This is a genomic window from Clostridium thermosuccinogenes (genome assembly GCF_002896855.1).
Lineage (GTDB): Bacteria > Bacillota > Clostridia > Acetivibrionales > DSM-5807 > Pseudoclostridium > Pseudoclostridium thermosuccinogenes.
The window spans coordinates 3,025,739-3,047,671 of the sequence record NZ_CP021850.1; the positions used below are offsets into that span (position 1 = coordinate 3,025,739).

General features: G+C 38.0%; 20 protein-coding genes and 1 pseudogene. 4 read left to right on the top strand and 17 right to left on the bottom strand.

Annotated elements, in window-relative coordinates; translation table 11 throughout:
- Positions 1 to 364 precede the first annotated feature (364 nt).
- From CDO33_RS13245 to CDO33_RS13280, 7 genes are all read right to left on the bottom strand, one after another.
- Positions 365 to 1,168 carry an ExeA family protein gene (locus CDO33_RS13245; protein ID WP_103083289.1) on the bottom strand — a complete coding sequence of 268 codons (804 nt, stop codon included), beginning with the start codon at positions 1,166 to 1,168 and terminating at the stop codon, positions 365 to 367.
- Entirely contained in the window at positions 1,161 to 2,495 is a 1,335-nt protein-coding gene (locus CDO33_RS13250; RefSeq protein ID WP_103083290.1) for a DDE-type integrase/transposase/recombinase, read from the bottom strand. Before CDO33_RS13250 ends, CDO33_RS13245 begins: the two co-directional genes overlap by 8 nt.
- Positions 2,496 to 2,573: 78 nt before the next feature.
- The gene (locus CDO33_RS13255) at positions 2,574 to 3,140 is read right to left on the bottom strand and encodes a DUF6431 domain-containing protein (protein WP_103083291.1); all 567 of its coding nucleotides are present in this window, start codon (positions 3,138 to 3,140) and stop codon (positions 2,574 to 2,576) included.
- Positions 3,141 to 3,362: 222 nt separating this feature from the next.
- Positions 3,363 to 3,794, bottom strand: a complete 432-nt coding sequence (locus CDO33_RS13260) for a hypothetical protein (protein ID WP_103102792.1) — start codon at positions 3,792 to 3,794, stop codon at positions 3,363 to 3,365.
- A 297-nt stretch (positions 3,795 to 4,091) separates the two neighbouring features.
- The gene (gene istB / locus CDO33_RS13265; RefSeq protein WP_103083259.1) at positions 4,092 to 4,823 is read right to left on the bottom strand and encodes an IS21-like element helper ATPase IstB; all 732 of its coding nucleotides are present in this window, start codon (positions 4,821 to 4,823) and stop codon (positions 4,092 to 4,094) included.
- Positions 4,820 to 6,328, bottom strand: coding sequence for an IS21 family transposase (gene istA / locus CDO33_RS13270; RefSeq protein WP_103083258.1), 1,509 nt, complete (start codon positions 6,326 to 6,328; stop codon positions 4,820 to 4,822). The genes istB and istA overlap by 4 nt, the downstream gene beginning before the upstream one ends.
- Before the next feature lie 557 nt (positions 6,329 to 6,885).
- Positions 6,886 to 8,004 carry a DUF262 domain-containing protein gene (locus CDO33_RS13280; protein ID WP_242974814.1) on the bottom strand — a complete coding sequence of 373 codons (1,119 nt, stop codon included), beginning with the start codon at positions 8,002 to 8,004 and terminating at the stop codon, positions 6,886 to 6,888.
- 193 nt (positions 8,005 to 8,197) lie between these two features.
- Here CDO33_RS13280 and tnpA point away from each other — a divergent pair, with 193 nt between their 5' ends.
- The 3 genes from tnpA to tnpC all read left to right on the top strand — a co-directional run bounded on the left by tnpA (position 8,198) and on the right by tnpC (position 10,517).
- The gene (gene tnpA, locus CDO33_RS13285) at positions 8,198 to 8,518 is read left to right on the top strand and encodes an IS66 family insertion sequence element accessory protein TnpA (protein WP_028992632.1); all 321 of its coding nucleotides are present in this window, start codon (positions 8,198 to 8,200) and stop codon (positions 8,516 to 8,518) included.
- Entirely contained in the window at positions 8,512 to 8,868 is a 357-nt protein-coding gene (gene tnpB, locus CDO33_RS13290) for an IS66 family insertion sequence element accessory protein TnpB (RefSeq protein WP_028992631.1), read from the top strand. Before tnpA ends, tnpB begins: the two co-directional genes overlap by 7 nt.
- 77 nt (positions 8,869 to 8,945) lie before the next feature.
- Positions 8,946 to 10,517, top strand: a complete 1,572-nt coding sequence (gene tnpC, locus CDO33_RS13295) for an IS66 family transposase (RefSeq protein WP_103089411.1) — start codon at positions 8,946 to 8,948, stop codon at positions 10,515 to 10,517.
- A 6-nt stretch (positions 10,518 to 10,523) separates the two neighbouring features.
- On the opposite strand, the gene CDO33_RS13300 is transcribed toward tnpC, so the two are convergent.
- Complete coding sequence (locus CDO33_RS13300) at positions 10,524 to 11,657, bottom strand: DUF262 domain-containing protein (RefSeq protein WP_103083323.1); 1,134 nt, start codon at positions 11,655 to 11,657, stop codon at positions 10,524 to 10,526.
- 14 nt (positions 11,658 to 11,671) lie between these two features.
- A complete protein-coding gene (locus CDO33_RS13305; RefSeq protein ID WP_151898657.1) occupies positions 11,672 to 12,331 on the bottom strand; it encodes a hypothetical protein in 660 nt (219 codons plus the stop codon).
- Between the two features lie 210 nt (positions 12,332 to 12,541).
- On the opposite strand from CDO33_RS13305, the gene CDO33_RS13310 reads away from it, so the two are divergent.
- Entirely contained in the window at positions 12,542 to 13,780 is a 1,239-nt protein-coding gene (locus tag CDO33_RS13310; protein ID WP_103083335.1) for a transposase, read from the top strand.
- Between the two features lie 12 nt (positions 13,781 to 13,792).
- Here the strand turns inward: CDO33_RS13310 and CDO33_RS13315 are convergent, their stop codons facing one another.
- The 8 genes and pseudogenes from CDO33_RS13315 to CDO33_RS13350 form a co-directional block, all read right to left on the bottom strand.
- Entirely contained in the window at positions 13,793 to 14,620 is an 828-nt protein-coding gene (locus tag CDO33_RS13315; protein ID WP_103083327.1) for a hypothetical protein, read from the bottom strand.
- Positions 14,621 to 14,919: 299 nt separating this feature from the next.
- Positions 14,920 to 16,136, bottom strand: a pseudogene (locus tag CDO33_RS13320) (IS701 family transposase).
- Positions 16,137 to 16,891: 755 nt separating this feature from the next.
- Complete coding sequence (locus CDO33_RS13325; protein WP_103083271.1) at positions 16,892 to 18,253, bottom strand: hypothetical protein; 1,362 nt, start codon at positions 18,251 to 18,253, stop codon at positions 16,892 to 16,894.
- A 94-nt stretch (positions 18,254 to 18,347) separates the two neighbouring features.
- The gene (locus CDO33_RS13330; protein WP_103083272.1) at positions 18,348 to 18,707 is read right to left on the bottom strand and encodes a hypothetical protein; all 360 of its coding nucleotides are present in this window, start codon (positions 18,705 to 18,707) and stop codon (positions 18,348 to 18,350) included.
- Between the two features lie 226 nt (positions 18,708 to 18,933).
- Entirely contained in the window at positions 18,934 to 19,077 is a 144-nt protein-coding gene (locus CDO33_RS13335) for a LysM peptidoglycan-binding domain-containing protein (protein WP_103083270.1), read from the bottom strand.
- Between the two features lie 72 nt (positions 19,078 to 19,149).
- Positions 19,150 to 19,479, bottom strand: coding sequence for an OCRE domain-containing protein (locus tag CDO33_RS13340; RefSeq protein WP_103083269.1), 330 nt, complete (start codon positions 19,477 to 19,479; stop codon positions 19,150 to 19,152).
- A 131-nt stretch (positions 19,480 to 19,610) separates the two neighbouring features.
- A complete protein-coding gene (locus tag CDO33_RS13345; RefSeq protein WP_103083335.1) occupies positions 19,611 to 20,849 on the bottom strand; it encodes a transposase in 1,239 nt (412 codons plus the stop codon).
- Positions 20,850 to 20,969: 120 nt separating this feature from the next.
- Positions 20,970 to 21,704 carry an iron-sulfur cluster loop gene (locus CDO33_RS13350; RefSeq protein WP_103083350.1) on the bottom strand — a complete coding sequence of 245 codons (735 nt, stop codon included), beginning with the start codon at positions 21,702 to 21,704 and terminating at the stop codon, positions 20,970 to 20,972.
- Positions 21,705 to 21,933 lie beyond the last annotated feature (229 nt).

The following is a 21,933-nucleotide window of genomic DNA, read 5'->3' on the forward strand; positions in this document are numbered from 1 at the left end:
ACCTCTTTCCTTTCATATCGTTTCATACTCTATTGGTCTCTTTACCTTCGAAGCACAACACGATATCCGTTAAATTCTCATTAACCTTTATTTCCTAAAATTTAATCATTATGCATCCTCCCTCCATATATATTTTTATGTCAGTGCTCCTCTCTGTTTGGCAAAACATAGCCATGATTTTTCTAGTGTTTTTCTTTGTTCTTTTACAAAATATCATAGATATTAAATAACTGTCTTCAAAATTTACCGGAAATATCAATTCTGTCGCTGTTCGGCCTCTTTGACCGCAATCTGCTCATTCTTTTTGACCGCTAGTTTTGCTCATTAGCCCTGTCCGCAGATGTATACGGACAGGGCATATTAACTACCAGTTCAATTCTTCCTCAACAATAAGCCTTACCACATGATCGTCTATGATTTTTTTCTGTACCTGTGCCCCATGTAAAAGGCAAGCTGTACACGCCCGGTTGATTTTTCGCGGTACTCCATGAGAATATTCATATATCTCGTCTACCGCCATATCCGTAAATATCTCCCGGCTTTCTCCTGCATACTCCAGGTGCTTTCTTATGTATTCACCGGTTCTTTGCCGATCATATGGCATCATATGATATCGGATATCTATTCGCTGGCATATTGCCTCATATATCTGCTTCTTCAGGATGTCCTTCAACTCACTCTGGCCTACCAGGATTAAACTCATTGGGTTATACGAATCCATCCTGAAGTTTAGTAAAAACCGGATTTCCTCCAGCATCTCCCTTGAAAGTAGGTGTGCCTCATCTGTGATGATTATAGGAATACGTCTCTGTATTTCAATCAGGTTGCTGATCTCTCTCGTTAGTTGTCGTTTTGCATCGCTCCTGTAGAATTTCGCTTCACATCCCAGCTGGTTCAATACTTCCCAGTAAAAATTCCTCGGTGTCAACGCCGAATCGCTTATGTACATTACCTTGTACCGGTTGCTGTCCAGCGCCCCAACAAACTTCCTTATGGCTGTGGTCTTTCCTGTACCAACATCTCCCGTTATCACTGCAAACAACCGGTTCCGGGCCGCATACTCAAGCCTGCTGCAGACCTCTTCCAGCTCCGGATTGCTATACAAATGCTTCTCCGGTATATCCCGGGTGAACGGCGTGTGCAGAAAGTTGTAGTACTGCTCAAACATTTCTGTCACCGCCCTTCATGCTCCTGAAGGTTAATGCTCCGGTCTGCCGTTTTTGCCTCTTTTCATTCTCGCTCTCATATATTTTTAATAGCCGTGAATGAGTCGCCGATTTCGTTGCTGGTGTTTTTTCAACCTTTGAGCAGTATTCCCCAACCTTCAGCGGGGTTGCTGTCTTTCGGCGCTCACCATTGTACCATATCTCCAGAAGGCTCATATCAAAAGGATCATACCGCACATCCACTTTTTTGCCTATGTATTCGATTCCGGCTTCATATTCTATCCCTTGCAGCTTGAAACAGCCTGTGTTGTCAACTTTCCTTGTATCTTCCCATAAAAATGCGTCCCGGCATTCTTCAGGAGTTGCAAACCGCACCTTCTTTGGATCACTTGCATACGCCTGCGATGGAGAAACCCCTTTTAAACTGCTATGAGGCTTCCCGTTGTACCCTTCATCCAGCCATACCCGAAATTTGCGGTTAAGTTCCTCCAGGCTTTTTGCTTTCTCCAGCGATATCTCCTGGAAAAACTCTTCAACTGTGGCATTGAACCTCTCAATCTTGCCTTTGCTCTCCGGAGAATACGCCTTTGTGTTCATGTGACGGATTCCCAGCTTTGCACATGCTACTCTGAACCATTTCGAGATAAATACCTTGCCATTGTCAACGTATACTGCCTCCGGCTTGCCGTATTTCAATATTGCCTTGCGAAAACTGTCTTCCAATATCGGAAGCCTCTGATTGTCGTAAAATTCTGCATGACACACCAGCCTCGTCGCATCGTCAATAAATGCCACCATGTATGTCCGTTTCTTACCGCCGTCGGCAGTCGGTATGTACGGACCGTATTTGATATCTGCCTGCCACAATGTGTTCCTTCCGTTTTTGACGAACCGGCGGGCTGTCGTTCCTTCTATACGAACATTTCTGAAGTCTTTTGCACCAAAGCCCATCTTCAAAAGATGCCTGGACAAGGTGCTTCTGGAGACACTTCCTTTTTTGACAATCCCTTCGCCTTCAAGGATCTTTATGATCCTCCTGACACTTCTCTCCGGCAGTTCCTGTTTTATTTCGATTGCCCGATCTAATATTTCCTGAGATATCGCTCTTTGTTGCCCTGTATCTTTTCGTATCTTTGGTAATAGCCCTTCGTAACCATTCTCCCGGTACGCTGCAAGATACCTCCGAAGTGTCCTTTCCGAAATTCCTTCCCTCTCAAGTATCTCCTGCCGTATTCTCCGCTTTTCCGCCTCATCCAGATCCGGCTGCAATAGCGGCGATATGATCTCATGTTTCTTTAATGCTTTTTCCAATACTTCATTGTTTATCATTTCGATCCCTCCTGTGCTTTTTCCTAAAGCCTATCAGAAGGGAACTCCGGACAGCTACGCAAACTATGTGGGAATTTTCTATACAAATACTCCTGCCAGATGATTTGTTAGCCACATATTCGTTTCACCTATGGCAAGATGGCTGCTTTCTATCTGCGGCAGTAACCCAAGCAGCCGCTCAATCATGTGGAATACCTTTGTTTCTATCATCTCCAGCTCATTGACAAACTTGCCATAATACCTGTACAGTATAGCTCTTAATGCTCCTGCAGCTTGCCGCCCCCGTTGCCTGAATTCTTCTACCCACCGCCTTAATGTGGATATGCTGGCGGCAGTCTCAATCTCCTCAAGAGGTATACCGTCCTCCTGGTCCCGAAGGACCAGCTCGCTATCACAAGCCGAGTAATGCTTATACGGCCTGATGAAATCCGGTATGATTGCATGTGTCTTCCCACACTTGCTACAGATTACACGGAATATGTTAATCCATTCAATTTCCTCGCCCATATGCACATGACGTGCATATCTGTCATGAAAGGTTGTTTTCCCGCCGCATTTCGGGCATATCAACTCCAGCCTTTCCAAAAATTTTAAACAATTTCTGCGATACTCCTTAACATTCCGCCCCAGATATGCTATTATCATATTACAAATGTGTTAAAGGGCTTTGAGGGTTAGGTGCTGGAACACTTAACATATATATTCAAAGCTCTTATCATATCCTCCTTTTTTTCTTCCAGGAAGATATTAGCATACGTGCAAACGGTCACGCAACTTGAGCAACTCCGGGACATTTATCCGGGGCAGAAACATCAATTCGACACTATATGTATCAATACAAAACAATACTGTTTCAATAAAAATAAATCATTTGAAACTATGCATCAAAATTCTCTGCTTCAATAGTGCAAAAATGTATTCACCCCGTGGAAGTATCCACTGATCAATCCTGCCTTGTACCTTGCAATCATTTACAACAGAACGTAATCCTGCGAAGTAATTGTAAAACCCATTTTCAGAGCAAGGTAATATAACTCCGACTTCTTCAGGACCTGCTACCCTTTCTTTTACCCGATCTTTAAATGCATGCAAATCATCCTTTAGATTACCTAATACATCAACACCCGGAGTAGTTCCCAGTCCATCCCCATAATCTATCAGTGCCTTCCTTGTAAATCCTATAAATGTAACATTTTGCTCTAAATGCTTCCGATTAATTTCAATTACTATACCATCAGTTATTAGTGGAACGCCCTCATCAATATGTACATAATTCAATAGAAGCTCCGGCTTTGTCATTCGATTAGGATATTATCCATATCATTATATACGATACATTTCAAAAATAACCTTTCTGTTTCTAAATCAATAAACATATAACATCATCCATAATAAAATGTATATCGTCTTTTTCTGAGATCCATTTTATAAGATCCTACGGGGAGTATCATATTAAATAGCTTCACTCCACTTTATCATTAAGGCAATTAAAAAAGAACGCAGTTTATTACGCATCACATCAGCGTGTGTCGACTGTTTTTGGCAAGTATAAATCCGAGCAGTGCGGAACTTAATTTTCCGAGCACCCCTTTCCCATTAATGGGATTTCATGGTTGAGTGTGTCAACCTGTAACTTTGACCTTGGAAAACAAGCAAATGGCTGTGATGTACTAGCCTGTCAATAATTGCACTGGTCAGTTTTTCATCATAGAAAATACCGTTCCATTTACTGAATTCCAGATTTGTTGTAATTATCACGCTCCTTTTTTCATAGCATTCTGAAATGACCTGAAACAGCAGCTGCGAGCCATCCTTCTCAAAGGGAACATATCCCCATTCATCACAGATTAATAAATCTGTTTTCCTCAATTGCTTCATAAACCTCTGTAATTCCCCTTTGGCTTTTGCCTCACTCAAAAGGTTAACTAATGCTGCTGTACGATAAAATTTTACCTTCTTCCCCCTGGAACAAGCTGCAACTCCAATAGCTGTAGCCATGTGGCTCTTTCCGGTTCCCACCGGCCCATAAAGGATCAGGTTTTCAAACTTATCAATAAATGCTCCTGTTTTCAATTCTTCAATGCTGATAGCATTTGGTATCTGAATATCTCTAAATTCATAGTTTTCAAAGGTCTTTATGACATCAAAACCCGCAGATTTTAGATTCCTGTTTTTCCTGACAAGCTCCCGACGATCTATCTCCATCTTCAGAAGCTGTGCCAGAAAATCAGCATAATCGGTTGCAATAATTTTTGAATAACTCTCGTATATATTCTTCCCGAACCGGAGCTCCTTGCAATACTGTTTAATCAACATATCTGAATTCATACCTGTAGCCCTCCGGGAACAATCAATTGATCATATATCTTAATATCAGGTGTATATTTCTTAAGTTCCGGAACTGTGTCAGGCAACAATACTTCTGGTTCCGGTAAAGTTCCGGTCGTTAAGCGGCAATATATCGCCCAAATACTATCTGTATCACTGACGCCTAATCTTATCCCTTCTTCAAATGCTTCTATTGCTGTGTCAAAACTTGCTGCTTCTGCCATCTTTGTAAACATTCTTAAAGTCCGCTTTTTGCCCTCGTAGTCACTTTTGTCGAGGAATTCCTTAAGGATTTGAGGTAGTTGATTGTATAGTCCTGTGTATTTTAATGCGGTCGGCCTTTTACTCATAAGTTCAAGATAGGGAATCCAGTTCATTGACTCCTTTTCCTCTCCATAAAGCCGTTTGTGCTTAATGATATGATTGCAATCCTCATCAAGTATTTCGATATCATAAGCACCAGCTTTAACTATGACCTGTTGTCCGGCCATGCCAGGAGAAGTCGAATAGATTCTGCCATCAAACTTAACTTTCCCATAGTTGTCGGCTTTAGCAAATTCATGCAGGTATACTTCAAAGGGAACCTTCGGAAGCTTGAAAAATTCCTGTCTGTCTTCCTCGAATAAATCCTTAATCATCCCGTATCCTTTGTAATGCATCCTATTCATATCCTGATCGCACTTTAAAAGGAGTTCCTTGTTGTACTCTTTTAAATCTTTAAATTCCGGAACAGGAACAAGCATGTTCCGGCGGTGATAACCAACCTTGTTTTCTACCGAACCTTTTTCATGACCACTATTGGGGTTGCAGAAGTTACTCCGAAAGCCATAGTGCATCATGAATCTTAAGAATCCTTTAGTTAAATCTCTTTCCCCATACTCCTTGACTTTCCTGACAGCTGTAGACATGTTATCAAACCAGATGGCTGTTGGAACACCGCCAATGTGTTCAAAGATTGCTTTCATGCCTTCCAACAGGCATTCTTGGTTTGCACTCTTGAATAATTGCATATGGCCGCCATTACTATGAGGATAGGAAATATTAAAATAGTATCCGTCATATGTGATACCGTTCTCAATGAACCGAGCTTCTCCAAAATCTGCCTGTGCTTCTCCCGGAGGGTGTTCCAGCGGAAGAAATCCTTCAGAGTTCATTTGAAGCTCTTTTCTAATACCTGCAACAAATTTTCTGACTGACCTCTCACTGGCATCAAATTCATCGCCATACAGCTCCTTCAAACGGTCGTACACCCTTTTTGCGGTGTGTTGTTGTTTATGGGGTGCTTGTTTATCGTTGATAAGCCATCTGGTGACGATGCTCCTATATGGAGATAGTTTACCTTGTCTCCTCTGCTTAGGGCGGATTGCTTGATTAAAATCTTCCTTGTGTACATACTTCTTGACAGTTTCGAAGTCATGACCGGTAATCTGAGATATTTTTCTTAAACTTTTGCCTTCAAATTTCTTCATATTTCTGATACGATATACTTGCTCCATTGTTAGCATCCTTTCTATTACCCCCTTCAAGTGTGGACAACTTAAAGGGTATTATTTTTTAGGGGTGCTTGCAATGGAGTTTTTCCATTTTATGCAGGGTTTTTTAAGTTCCGGAACGCTCGGTTTTCATTGTACCAAAAACAGTGATTTTTCGCGTATCATGTTAATTAGCCCACTCCTTATCATACGGCCATCTCACATAAAAGCTTGTCACACTTTTATGATAGACCGTTGGTTTGATGTGGGTCAATTTTTGTCCGGCTTTATGGGTCAATTATACCCCGGCGGCTACACCGCCTTTCTGATTGGCAAGGACGATTTGACACTTAAATTTCCTCCTTTCACGCAAAAAAGCCGCTTGTTCTATTGGAAAATAAAGCAAACAGCTTCTTTACTTGTTTACATATAATGACAAGAGAACATAATCTAAAACTATGTCCTCTTGTCTGTTCGATTATTTGTTTGTAAATCTGGATAATGAGAAGTTGACAACTGGAAAATTTGTGTTTTTAATTTATCAATAAAAATAAGCTTTATACAACTTTTCCGAAAGTGCATTACCAATGCTAAATACTCCCCAAATCAGTCAGAAACATTTCTACCGTATAATCTTCTGGCGTGTTTTGAAGTATGGAAAACTTATAAGATATTTTTGAAAATATTTCACGTTTTCTATTACATATGTCTTCAATAGTAATGTTTTTAAGCATCACCCAAAGAAAATAGAAATTTTGATCTGTTTTGCACTGCGTGCCTTTACGTTTATGTGAAAAAAGGCCATTCATTTTAGAACTATCATTATCAATTAATGCAAGAACTTTCTTGGCAAATACTTCAATATTTTTAACAGATTGTAAGAAAGTCAATGGATTACTATTTGATACATCGCTAAGGGTGCGGGTTATACTCTCCTTTTTTATAATTCGTGCACTAATGCGACCATAACGTTTATATACATTAAGTACATCTGTAATGCATGAGTGTTCACGTGATAATTTGAAATCTATATAAGCCAGTGAAGTTACAAGTTCTTCATTTTTCATGCGCGAATCTTTTGCTCTAAAAACAACACCAACATACTTTTCAGTAAGTGCTTTAATCGCCATTATTATATCCTTATCTGCATATGCATTCCACATTTCAAAAGTATTTTCTTTTATAGGATAAGGTTTTGTATTTAATCTGAGGAATAAATCAATTTCATTGAAGTCAGGATTTTGTTCTTGTTCTATCTCCACAATATCAATGGGAAAATCATAAATTTTATCTATATATTTTTCATCAAGAGTATCAATGTTCTTACCATTTAATTCAGAAAGAATCCTAAGTTTTATAAGTTTAAAACGATCTTTTTGGGATAGAGAAAAGTTTCCGTTTTCATCTATGTATGATTTGCCTAAAAACCCAAGAATTGTTAATAATCTTTGTTGCCCATCAATAACTTCTTTTACCTTATTGTTCCTTTTATAAATGAATATAGGGGGTATTTGAATGCCTAACATTATGCTTTCTAACAGGTATGATGCCTTTTGAACATTCAATACTTCTGACCTCTGATACGGAGGTCTAATTAAAAAGCGTGATTTTTGCATATCATTAATGATATCGTCAATAGTTACAGACTCAGGTAACGATTTGTTTAATTTATACCGCTTGTACTGATCAACGTCTATGGTCTTACTCATTATCATCTTAAAAGCTTCATTGTCTTTTAGATGCTTATCAAAAGCAACATGAAAGACATGTGAGAAATAATTGCTAATAAATCTGTACCTATTATTTATTGATTTATAAGTAAGCGGTAAATAATACCCACATTTAAATGCAAACAGGCTTATGAGATAATCTCTCCAGAAAATATACTGGAGGTATAACTTTATGACCAAAGCAGATCTTTATCAAAAATGGGCATCCATAATTGCAGAGTACAAATCCAGCGGACAGACGCAAACTTCATTTTGCAAATCCGCGGGGATAAGTCTTCGTCAGTTAAGCTACTGGTTGAGAAAAGAAAGACAAAACGGAATCATACAATCAGAATCTCCCAAATGGATTCCGGTAGAAGTAGATCATAAAGAGCATACAGGCAAAGGCCAATCAATCGAAATCAAATTTGGCCCAGCTGAAGTTCAAGTCAAACCAGGCTTTGACCAGAAGCATCTGTTGGATGTGCTAATGGTGCTGAGGGAATTATGCTGAGCATAGCCGGCACCGACAAGGTCTACCTTGCCTGTGGAAGTACCGACATGCGTAAGTCTATCGATGGCCTGGCTGCCATCGTCCAGCAAAGCTTCGCATTAGACCCCTTCTCGTCTTGTCTATTTGTGTTCTGCAATAAAAAACGTGATAAGCTTAAAATCCTCCAATGGGAACATAATGGTTTCTGGCTATATTACCGGAGGCTTGAAAAAGGCAAATTCCAATGGCCTAAAGAAAGTTGCGGCACTCCAATGAAGGTTGGTGTCCGTGAACTGGGTTGGCTGCTGGATGGACTATCCTTGGAGCAGAAGCAGGCACACAAAAAAGTGACAGTAAGTGCAGTAATATGAATACTTTCAAGACAAAAATATTTATATTTTTTATCATTTTCCTGGAAAAAACCGTAGAAAAATGATATAATAAAATTATGGAAAACACAGTGAAATCAACGGTTACAATAGAAAAACTCCAAACAGAAATTGAAATATTGAAGCAGGAAAAAGCCGAGCTTGAAGCAAAACTCAAATGGTTTGAAGAACAATTCCGGCTGCATCAGCATAAGCTTTTTGGGCGTTCAAGTGAAAAGACGGAAGTCCCTGAACAGCTAAATCTTTTCAACGAGGCGGAATCAGAAGCCAAGCCTGCAGTTCCCGAACCAACATTAGAGGAAATTACATATAAACGTCGTAAAAAGCAGGGGCACAGAGAAGAAATGCTTAAAGACATTCCTGTAGAGACCATAGAGTATCGCTTGCCTGAAGAAGAGCAGGTTTGTGATTGCTGTGGCGGCAAACTGCATGAAATGAGCAAGGAAGTAAGGCGGGAAATAGAAATTATTCCGGCTCAGGTGCGTGTAAAGGAACATGTGCAGTATGTATATGGCTGCCGTAATTGCGAGAAGAATGAAATATCTACACCGATAGTAACAGCCCCAATGCCAAAGCCGGCACTTCCTGGAAGCCTGGCTTCGGCATCCGCCATAGCTCATGTAATGACGGAGAAATTTGTAAAAGGGCTTCCTCTTTATCGTCAAGAGCAGGACTGGGAGAGGATGGGGATTGAAATATCCAGGCAAACCATGGCGAACTGGATGATACAAAGCTCCGACAGGTGGCTGCGGCCGATATATGAACGAATGCGGGAACACTTGCAGCAAAGGGACATCCTCCATTCCGATGATACTACCCTCCAAGTACTCAAGGAACCCGGGCGAGCCGCAGATTCAACCTCCTACATGTGGCTATACCGGACCGGCCGGGAAGGGCCTCCGATTATTCTTTATGACTACCAAACTACCAGGGCTGGCAAACATCCTAAAAAATTTCTTGAAGGATTCAAAGGTTACCTTCATACGGATGGGTATGATGGTTATAGTGGCATGCCCGGAATCATCCAGGTTGGTTGCTGGGCACATGCAAGGCGTTATTTTGTCGACGCCTTAAAAGCCATGCCTCCAAAAAAAGATGACAAGCCCACAGTAACAGAAGAAGGTTTGGCATTTTGCAATAACTTGTTTGAGATAGAAAAAATGCTTCATGATGTTACACCGGAAGAAAGATATGAGGGCCGATTGAAACACAGCCGACCAGTGCTTGATAAATTCAAGGAATGGCTCAAATACTGGAGTCCAAGAGTAACTCCCAAAAGTTCATTAGGAAAAGCAATCCAATACTGCCGGAACCAGTGGGACAAGCTGGAGGCCTTTATGCTGGACGGCAGGCTAGAGATTGATAACAACCGAAGTGAACGGTCGATAAAGCCTTTTGTAATCGGGAGGAAGAATTGGCTGTTTAGCAACACGCCTAAAGGAGCCAATGCCAGCGCAACAATTTACAGTATTGTGGAGACGGCAAAAGAGAATGGGTTGAACCCGTTTGAATATCTTACTTATCTCTTTGAACGTCTACCGAATATAAATATCAAGGATCAACATGCATTAGACACCTTGTTGCCATGGTCAGCAAATCTTCCGGGTCATTGCAAAGTGCCCAATAAATAATATATATTATGCCCCTGCTAAATCAAAGGTGGGGGCTATTTGACGCTTACATTTATAATAGTGACTGCCTGTTGGTTCAAATATCATCTTAATACTATTATTATCAGCATCAATGCCGTCCCAAAAATATGAGATATTTTCCGCATTCGCTATACAGTTACAGAAAGAAAAAATTTCATTTTTATTAAATTTTTCCAATGGAATTAAGTAAAGAGCCCAAAATACTACTTCATAAAACAACGAGCTTTCAGACAAAAAGTGCTTTTGCTTTCTTAATTCCGTTTGAATCTGTTTTAGAACTTTAATGACTTCTTTAAATTTATATAGTGTTTCATCTGGTGAATCATTATAGACGAAAATATAATAATATTTTCGTATTATATCTGGTTTCGAACTTCCGTGAGCATAACTAGAAATTGGAACCCGCGGCAAAGTTAATAAAGTCCTGATACGTGTAAGTAAAACATTTATTTTATCACGCTTTTGAGCTTTCATTTTACTTTTGGGCAAAAATAAACTAACCAAATCAGAAAACAAATCACCATCACAATTAATACACTTATAAAAATGATTTGATAACGTATCATGAATATAAGCTGCACGCTCAATTTCTTCTTTTTGCAATGACATAATTCCTGAATTATACCTTCGAAAGATTTCTTTCTTTATTTTATCTTCTTTCTCTTCACTCAAGGAAGGCTCATTTACTACACTGAATTGTAAAATTCGAAGACGTGTATTTTCAAAAGATTCTTTTATCTCCTCATCCAGTAAACTATATCGTTTCCCTGCAAGAGCTTTTAGACTACGAAGCCCTTCTTCCTTTAGTATTAGTCTATCATTTAGAAAGCGCTGAATCGTTTCGTAGCGTTGACGACCATCAATTACTTCATTAGCTCGCTTAGTCTGAAATAGGACCAAAGGAGGAATTTCAGTTCCGAGAAGGATGCTTTCAATGAAATAGGTAGCCTTTTCATCATCCCAGACATAGTTTCGCTGGAAATACGGTTTATAGTCAATTTTACTTGAATACCGAGAATTAAGAAAAATGGACTGAATCGTTTTAACAAGATTCTCAATTTTTAAGTTTTCACGAAATATTTGAGTAATGTCGTTATAATCAAGTTCAATGCCTGCCATGTTTAATGCTCCTTTCAATAAATTACTTCACGCTCAACTATTGTTTTATTGCTGAAACCTTCAATATCGTTTGAAATAACAGAACCTTGAAAAAAGAATTCATTATTATATAAATAACGATTCTTTACTAATCCGTCTAGAGCAAACCTGAATATGTATTGCCATGAAGGATTGCTAAATGCAGATTTTACTTGGTGAATTGCAGGGAGCCACTCATAAATATATCTACACTCATCTAATACTGTTATATCCAAAAACATTTTTTTACTTTTTGCCTTATATAAATACCTGCGTATAGCACTTGAGTTGTAATGTAATGGATATGCCATTTGGTTAATAACCAAATCTAAAAACATATTGCTATGTGTCCTGTCAAGGAATTGATATAAATTTTTTCCATTTTCAAAATAGTTGTTGATGTCACGTATTTCTTCATTGAGAGATGTTTGATTAAATTTAATGTTACATAGCAAATTGAAACTATGTACAACATCTATTCCTTCAGGAGAAATACCTTCAAGTTCAGAAAGTAAACAGTTGGTTTTTTCATCAAGTAATCCAGCATCCTGTAAAAAGGACAGAACCATAAAATATCTTGAAAGTGAATTGTTTTTAATGTTATTAATGCTTGGTACATCATTTTTTAATGTGTCAAATATCCTATTGTCAACCATTTGTCGAATAAGACTATTATTTGAAAATCTTTGAACTGGAATTATTACTGAACTTATATCCCTTATAGTACTTACGCAAAAGTAACATAAACAAGTCATATCAGCACTTTGAAAACAGAATATAGCTTAAAAGGTTGTTGCATTGAGGTTTCCATATATTACAGCTATTCACCAGTTTTCGAATTATGCTATTCTTTTGGCAGGGGTTCCATGAGGTCTACCAAAAATTGCATTTCCGACATAACCGTTGCCAAGCACGGCATTCACGATATTATTACTGAACTGGTGAGAAAGTTCAATTTGGATAAGTTTTTGTTCCCTGAGAAGTATACACTGGTCTTCGTTGCAGCATGTATGGGTATAATCCTGTTTAATAATCCTACAGCAACATATATTGCGCAGAAGCTGTACTGGGTATCCCATGATGCCATAACAAGGCTGCTGCCGTTGCTTTCTATTAATAACACAAATATCATGATCCTGTTCATCCAGGCAATACAGTCACAAACGGCTGGTCTTGGATATTTGATCATCGATGATGTGATTATCAGGAAGCCTTTCGGCAAGAGCATTTTCCCGACATCTTATGTATACGATCACACAAATAATCGGTATGTCTGGGGAATGCACATTGTAGTCCTTCTATGGTCTAATGGTTGGATTAAAATCCCCGTGGCGTTTCGGATATGGAAACCGGAAGAAAAGTGTGAAGAATATCATACCAAGGTTGAACTAGCCATACGTATGATATCCTTCGCCCACAAATTTGGTTTGGCTGCCGAATACGTCACATTCGACACCTGGTATTCCTGTAAAGAGCTCCTGCAAAAGCTCTCAGAGTGCGGTTACCACTATGTCTGCATGATAAAGAATAACCGCAAAGTGCTGTACAACAACAGGGTTAACTTTAACGTTAAGACCATAAGCCTGCTGTTTAGCAAGAAACAGTACAGGTACTACCCCGGTACAGGCTTCTACATCAAGGCTTTATCGGTAATCTTACCTGGTGTGGGTAACACCATGATGGCAATAGTCAAAAACGGCTATAACGCATCTATCCAAAACACCAGATTTATCATTACTGACTTGCCCGGTGTAGCTGCTCAAGACATCCTCAAGAAATACCTTTGCCGTTGGGACATTGAAGTATTCTTCAGAGACATCAAGCAGTTTCTGAACTTTGAAAAAGTTCAAGTCCGGTCTATTAGAAAACTTGAGGGTCACTTCTCCTTGGTGTTCATAACTTCTGTATTCGTGCAGATTTTGCAGATACAGAATAATTTGAATACCATGGGTGAAACCATCAGCTTCCTGCAGGACATTGTCCAGGTTAAAGTCAACGGTATTGTGTACATTATTAATGTAACATCCAAAGACCGGACAGGTAAAGAGGTAAATACTGTCTCAAATCCTCTCGCAACAACCATTTGGGACAAATTAAGTGCGTGAAATCTTTATTTTTCAAGGATCATTTTGTTTTGCGTAAGTACTGTCCCTTAGTATGCTAGAAATAAATTCTCCATAAAAATAAGTAAACTCTTTGCTAATTTGTTCCCTTAATGCGTCAAATTCTTCAGAATGAATGCCAAAATCCTCCAATAATATTTGAATATTAGGATTTCTCTTAAAAAGAAAATACAGTGCCAGTAAATCATGATATTCATTAATATTTTCACTCATAGTGTCAGGTTCAGCAAAATTTGATATTACTATTCCAGGGGAGTTTAATCTGTGATACTTACACAAAGACGAAAAACACCTAAGTGCATGTTGTTTTGAAGGAATTGCTCCGCATGCATCAATATATACAATATCGAATTTCTTAGGGGTTTGTTGGAAAAAGGTTTCTATTTGCTGCTTTATTATTTTAGGCTGTGGAAATTCTGCAAGATCATAGCTAGACAATGCGGCTTTGTATGTCGTTAAATTATTTTCAAAGGCCCAGATATTTTGAGGTAATATTCCTAAGTTTATAAGTTCCTGAAAATCATTATTTGGTTCTGGACCGCATAGATAGCAAACATACAAATCTTCTGGACGTTTATATCCAACGCAAGAATCGTGTAACTTTTCCCAATAATTAATATAGGAAACATCAATTTTCTCAACTTCTTTTTTATCGTTACAATCATCTAGGGAAGCAAAATAATCATAGACTTTTCTTACATAATTTCGTTTTACACAGCAGGCATTGTTACGTTCAAATGTCAAAATCTCAACTGCATATGCAAGCGCTTTGTGTCGCGCTGATTTTTTTTGTGGTTGTGTATATGTATAATTACTATTCAACTGTGATTCCTCCAATTGTTCATCATATATTCCTGTTTTAAGTCACTAACACTAATACAAAATGTAAATTATCTTTCAATTAGCATCTGTTATTCGCATTAATAACCTTACTAGACTATTCCACTTTCATCCTATCTCTCTATATATATAAGGAAAATCTGTCACCTGATTAAGTTCTCAGTTACTTCAAACGTCAAATTTAGAAAGTTATTCATATTCGGCATTAATAAGCAACCCATATAACCAAAAATTATTTTTTATATTTATATAATTAGTGTCGTGCAGTAAATTGTAAATGTTTATGCAACTATCCCTAATTTGGAAATCATAGATTCAAGACTTACCCCTTCAGCTGCACAATAGTATGCAAACTTAGCAATTTCAACCATATACTGTTGGCGAAAATACCCTACGGTGTCTCCAATGGTCTTTAGTTTCAAGGTTTTACCATTAGATGTCCTGAATAGTTCCAAAAACGTGTAAGCCATGAATATCATGCTCCAGAAACGCTTTATTGAAGTCAATGATTCAACCTGGTACTCATCAAAACCAAGAGAATTCTTATGATATCTGTAGCTAACCTCTATGTCCCAGCGGTTTTGGTAGTATTCCAGAATAATAGCAGTATTAAGACTTACATCCGTGCTTACAATGAAAGCTGGTTTATCTGACAGGTCAGCTTTGCTCCAACACATTAGAATAACGGCGTTTTCAAGGTCATTGATTTTTCCTTCATACCTGTATACGTAATACTTATTGTCCCCTGCTGTAACCGGGCAGGTTTCATTCTTACGTATATGGGTGGAGAATCCTTTTACACTTGTTTTAATGCCAAAAGGATAAATCACTCGGTTGGATTTTACTCTTCCTATAGTGTGATATCCTCTTTTAAGTCCATGGAGCATTAACTTTCCTGATGTGTACCAAGCATCTACAAGTAAGTACGTTGTCTCTGTAGCTGGTGTAAATTCATCAACCAATTGCATAGCAAGTTCATGTTTATTTTTAAAATGCCTTTTAGCTTTTTTGCCGAAGAACTGCTTTCTAAGATAGAGCTTGAAGTTTTGTGGCAGTGAGTATTCGGAAATTTTATAATGAGAAGTAACTACGCAATGAGACCACATGGGTTTTCCGTCACTGTGTGAATGGTGGAAATCAAGGCCTTCAATCTTTTTGGTGGACTTATCTTTTTTACTCAAAAAGTCGTCTATGATGAGAAAGCCTGCAGTATCTTCATTCACGCTATTACGGACAACATTTAGAGAATGGTTAATTCTCTTGTGGTCCACATAATCGTTATTCCATTTATACTCTCCGAGGAATCTTGAACCACAGCTTCTATCCCGGTTACAGGTATGCTTTGAATAGATCCTGGAAACATTTTGCTTCCCTCGGTGGTAATAATGCCTGAGACCATAAGAACCATATGATTTTGTATGGCTTCAGAATAAGGTAAATCTAGCATATTTATATAATTGATAACTTCTTGACTTTGTTCTATTATTATCTCAGGCATAAGTTTGACCTCCGTGGAAATAGTTTTGTTTTTGGTCAATTCAAAGCTACCACATTACGTCAACTTATGCTTTTGTTTTACCATTAATTTGGTAATACAATTATTTACTTTTAAATGCACAACACTAATTATATAAATTAATTATACTATTTTTATGTATTTATTTCCATCAAACTTAAAAAATTTATATATAAAAAGAGAATGCTGTCTAAAAAACCGACATTCTCTTATCATTGCCCAGTCTTAAATTTGTTTAACACTGCGTAATATTGTCATGTCTAAGCACTCTACTCAAAGCACTGTGTAAACATGTGAACACACTCCATGTCCAGCACAACGGAAATATAAATTTTATCTCTCAAAAATTTATTTCTGAAATCTTCGCCATCCGTTGTGAAAGTAGTGAATCTCGTAAAGTGCTGAAAACTCAAGATTTCTACGTATCTTTCTTTGCATTCCTATTACACTCTCCACGTGGCTTGAGCCGCTCGGATTGATGTCTTGGGCTTATTTTTTGAACCTTACGTTTACGGGAACATGTCAATGGGTTTTTCGGTCTTTTTTTCTGAAAACCGACGTTCAAGGAAACAAATCAATCTGTATATCATGGCTATACCATTCAATCTTATTAATTGTACTTACACAGCAGTAAATGCCGACCCTCTTTTCCCAGCTTGATGGTAATGGCAGTATTATGTATGTTCTTGAACTTTCAGACATAATATATTTCTTATTTGATAAATTGAATGGTTCCGTTATGATAAATAATCAGCAAAGTTAAATTCCCAAGGCTCTGCATATTTTTCAATCCACCCTTTATCTTTACCACCATTAGCTGAATACCCCGTTTCTAGTTTCCAATGTTCTCCGTCAGCATATTTAATTAACTTTATGTAATAATAAGGAGAAAGATATGGTGCAGACTCATTTTGAAAGACAATTCCAGCATCATTAAGCCTTGCAGCATAAACATAAATAACAGTACCATCGTTCTCATATTTATAACAATCCGTCATGCGATAGTACTTTCCAAAGTAATCGGGGAGATAACTTGTGATCAACTCAACAGCACCTTCTAAAGTCATATCTTTCCCGGTAGAATCATACAAATTGATTTGAATCGTGCCAATATAGTCTTTATTTGTTGAGTGCTGGATTAGATACAGTATTGTTTTATCATCATGTATTGATTTGAGGTTTCTTTGCTTTTGTGCATGTTCACTTATTGTTGTAACCTCAATTCGGGAATCCCCAATATTTTTATAGAAATTAACAGCATCGGTATAATTATCATAAATTAAAGGATGATTAGGTAGAGTAAGTAATTCAATAATACTTTTATCAGTGACAGTAGGTTCATTCTCTTTTACATTCTCATTTTTGGGAACAGCAATCAAAATAACAATAAGCGAAATTATTGCCAAAACTACTGTAACACCGAGAATTTTAGCGACAGTCCAGAGGCAGCCATTTTTATTTAATTTTCTGATCTTTATTTTATTTATCATATTACGTACTTGATTACAAAGTTCAATTTCTTCTTGACTAATACCCCTTTCTAGTTCTGCGCGTTTTTCAAACAAATTACGTCCTTCATTATAAGCTTGTATACTGTAGTTAATAAATCCTGTTATGTAATTTAAAATAGCCGCATCTGTACCAATGTTTTTAGATGAACGGCCAGCTTTAATTACGAAACTAAAAGCATCGAGTATTTTTACTGCAGTTATTTTCTCTACGGCAAAATCAAAATTATCATCTTTTCCGATAAAAACAACACGCTTATTAGTAATAATGATATCACCATAATTGCAGTCCCTAACAGTTCCTCTTATTGGCTTTCCTCCATAGCCACCAGTTCGAAGGGAAACTCCTTTTGCAACACGCACACTTACACCGGCGGTTCTGCCTGTATAACCGGTTATCTGTGTTTTATCTTTAAACGTATATGCTGGTGCTGCATATATAATGAATTCATCTGGTTGAGTGAAAAAACCAGAATAGTATATTTGCGGAAAACCAAACCCAAGCTCGTATGGAATAATATCCGCGTAAGGATTTATTCTGTGAGCAACTGCTATTTTCTTCAATTTTTCCTGTGTCAATTCAGTTGACATTTTAACCCTCCTTGTCATATTTCCTCTATTTGATAGGGAATTAGATTTCGGATTCTAGTTGCATGATAAATGACTCTTTTATTAATCAATCCCTTTATTCAATGCTGTTCATTATCTCTTTCATACTGTCAATTAAATAATCCGTTTCAGGATCTGATGCTTCGTTGTTTTCTAGTAAGCTGGTTATATAGGATTTAATAATATCTTTTGATTTTACAAAGCTGATGTTTCCAGGCAAATTGCTGAGTATCAATTGAGCGTCTATAAATGCGCCCATACTATTAATAACTTGATTCATTGATTTTTCTGCTTGTTCGATGTTCCCGTTTTTCATTGCTTCTTTTGCAGAAATACTAAGGCTACGGATGTCTTCTCCCCATATTGCATATCTTGATGGAGTTGCCTTGCAGTCTTCATCACATGAGTCAAAAATTGCTCTTTCTAGTCTGTCCATGCACATTCTTTCACTGTCGTGTTCTTTTACTCTTGTGATTACTACGGGAGCATTTCTGTTGTTAAAACTATAAAAGTTTATTACAGCCCGCATCAATGATTGTATTTGAACCAATCTTTATCATCCCTTTCAGCTTAACAATAATAAAAATACCCTGTTCCGGTCTTTTATAGAAACCAGGCAGAGAACAGCAACACGTTTTTTAACTGTTTCATGCTACCACTCACTAGTTCACTTTTGCACCTTTGTCAATATAAATCGGTATCTTTAAAGTTTCTCCAGCTTTTATAAAGTTAGGGTCGGTAATGTTGTTAAGTTCCAGGACCTGTTTAGCATACCATTCATAATTCATTCTGTAATGTTCATTCATAAAGTACGGGTTGATAATATCAACAAGCGTATCTCCTGATTGAATGGTTACCTCACGTACCTCTTTAAGTTCTCATACATCGTCGGGACGGTTTGAAATATTTATACCGCTGGGTATGCCTACTTCATCAGGATCAAAGTATTCTTCGGGCGGTATTACCTTTTGCCCATTTTCAACGATATACCAAATGCCGGTAGTTTCATTAACATACCGTCCTGTCTGTTCGTCATAGGTATACCCTTCAAGTGGTTCAGGATTACTATCAGATATGATTTTTCCAGCAGCATCAATTATAAGTTTCCTACCATCCGGAAATATTTTTTCTCGTGTTTCTACCCCTCCACAGCCAGCAAGGATTATAATTACTAGTCCTATTACAAGTAGAACACTTATACGTTTCAACTATATCACCTCCAAGGCAAACTGCCGCAAAATATATCTTATTATGTAAAAATTGTTTAAACCCTCTTCTTGCATTCAGAATTAATAACAGTACTTACGCAAAACAAAATGATCCTTGAAAAATAAAGATTTCACGCACTTAATTTGTCCCAAATGGTTGTTGCGAGAGGATTTGAGACAGTATTTACCTCTTTACCTGTCCGGTCTTTGGATGTTACATTAATAATGTACACAATACCGTTGACTTTAACCTGGACAATGTCCTGCAGGAAGCTGATGGTTTCACCCATGGTATTCAAATTATTCTGTATCTGCAAAATCTGCACGAATACAGAAGTTATGAACACCAAGGAGAAGTGACCCTCAAGTTTTCTAATAGACCGGACTTGAACTTTTTCAAAGTTCAGAAACTGCTTGATGTCTCTGAAGAATACTTCAATGTCCCAACGGCAAAGGTATTTCTTGAGGATGTCTTGAGCAGCTACACCGGGCAAGTCAGTAATGATAAATCTGGTGTTTTGGATAGATGCGTTATAGCCGTTTTTGACTATTGCCATCATGGTGTTACCCACACCAGGTAAGATTACCGATAAAGCCTTGATGTAGAAGCCTGTACCGGGGTAGTACCTGTACTGTTTCTTGCTAAACAGCAGGCTTATGGTCTTAACGTTAAAGTTAACCCTGTTGTTGTACAGCACTTTGCGGTTATTCTTTATCATGCAGACATAGTGGTAACCGCACTCTGAGAGCTTTTGCAGGAGCTCTTTACAGGAATACCAGGTGTCGAATGTGACGTATTCGGCAGCCAAACCAAATTTGTGGGCGAAGGATATCATACGTATGGCTAGTTCAACCTTGGTATGATATTCTTCACACTTTTCTTCCGGTTTCCATATCCGAAACGCCACGGGGATTTTAATCCAACCATTAGACCATAGAAGGACTACAATGTGCATTCCCCAGACATACCGATTATTTGTGTGATCGTATACATAAGATGTCGGGAAAATGCTCTTGCCGAAAGGCTTCCTGATAATCACATCATCGATGATCAAATATCCAAGACCAGCCGTTTGTGACTGTATTGCCTGGATGAACAGGATCATGATATTTGTGTTATTAATAGAAAGCAACGGCAGCAGCCTTGTTATGGCATCATGGGATACCCAGTACAGCTTCTGCGCAATATATGTTGCTGTAGGATTATTAAACAGGATTATACCCATACATGCTGCAACGAAGACCAGTGTATACTTCTCAGGGAACAAAAACTTATCCAAATTGAACTTTCTCACCAGTTCAGTAATAATATCGTGAATGCCGTGCTTGGCAACGGTTATGTCGGAAATGCAATTTTTGGTAGACCTCATGGAACCCCTGCCAAAAGAATAGCATAATTCGAAAACTGGTGAATAGCTGTAATATATGGAAACCTCAATGCAACAACCTTTTAAGCTATATTCTGTTTTCAAAGTGCTGATATGACTTGTTTATGTTACTTTTGCGTAAGTACTATTAATAATACATTCGTTGCAATTAGGATTACTCGGCCTGCACCAGGTTCGCCCGATCTCCCAGCATGAAAAATCTATAATCCCAGGAAACTCAGGATTTAACTCTCTTGCCTTATAGATAATTGAATCTAAATCAGCGTTATTGTCAACCAAACCTGTCCGTCGCATTACTCTTAGAATATGCACATCTGGTGATATGTCAATTGAGTAATAATCAGAAAACGGGATTTTAAATTGTCTGGCAAGAATATTAGCCGCCATTGTGGCAATTTTTTTGCCGCTTCCTTTAAACTGCAAGAATTCATAAACCACTTTTGCGCTACAAGGGTTGTTGCTCCATATTCGCGAAGCATTCCCATTATACTTTACTTTAATATCCTGAACTGCAGAATAAAACACTTCTGCCATTATCTCGTTAAATCTATGCAATATATTCCTATTAAAAATATTCTTGTACTCTTCCAGCGAAATACTAGCTAAATCATCAATATTAGAACTTCCTACAATCTCCTTTATTCTAAAGGGAATTGACCACGCCCGCTCCGCTTTAATCTGCCTATCCATCAAGCAGGCTAAAACAAAAGCATGTGGCGTGTTTTCAATATCGTTAAGAAATTTATCATGTTCTATGTCATTAACAAAAGGAATAAGATGTCTTTCTGAATCACTAAATCGTGCTTTTCCTATTGTTACAAGCAAATGTTCTGCCATATTAACATCACATTCCTTTCGCTGTGCTCAAGGCACAAAATAGAATGAAAAATTTTTACTTAAGCCACCCTCTGTAGTAAAATATAAGTGGGTATGCAGGTATACTACAGAGCACGGGGAGGTGAGTGTGACAACCAAACTTTGAGTTGTCCGTATATTAACATGTGCCGTTCGCTCTCTCAAGTACAAATAAGTGTGCCATCGAGCACGAACACTAATCTTTGTTTTA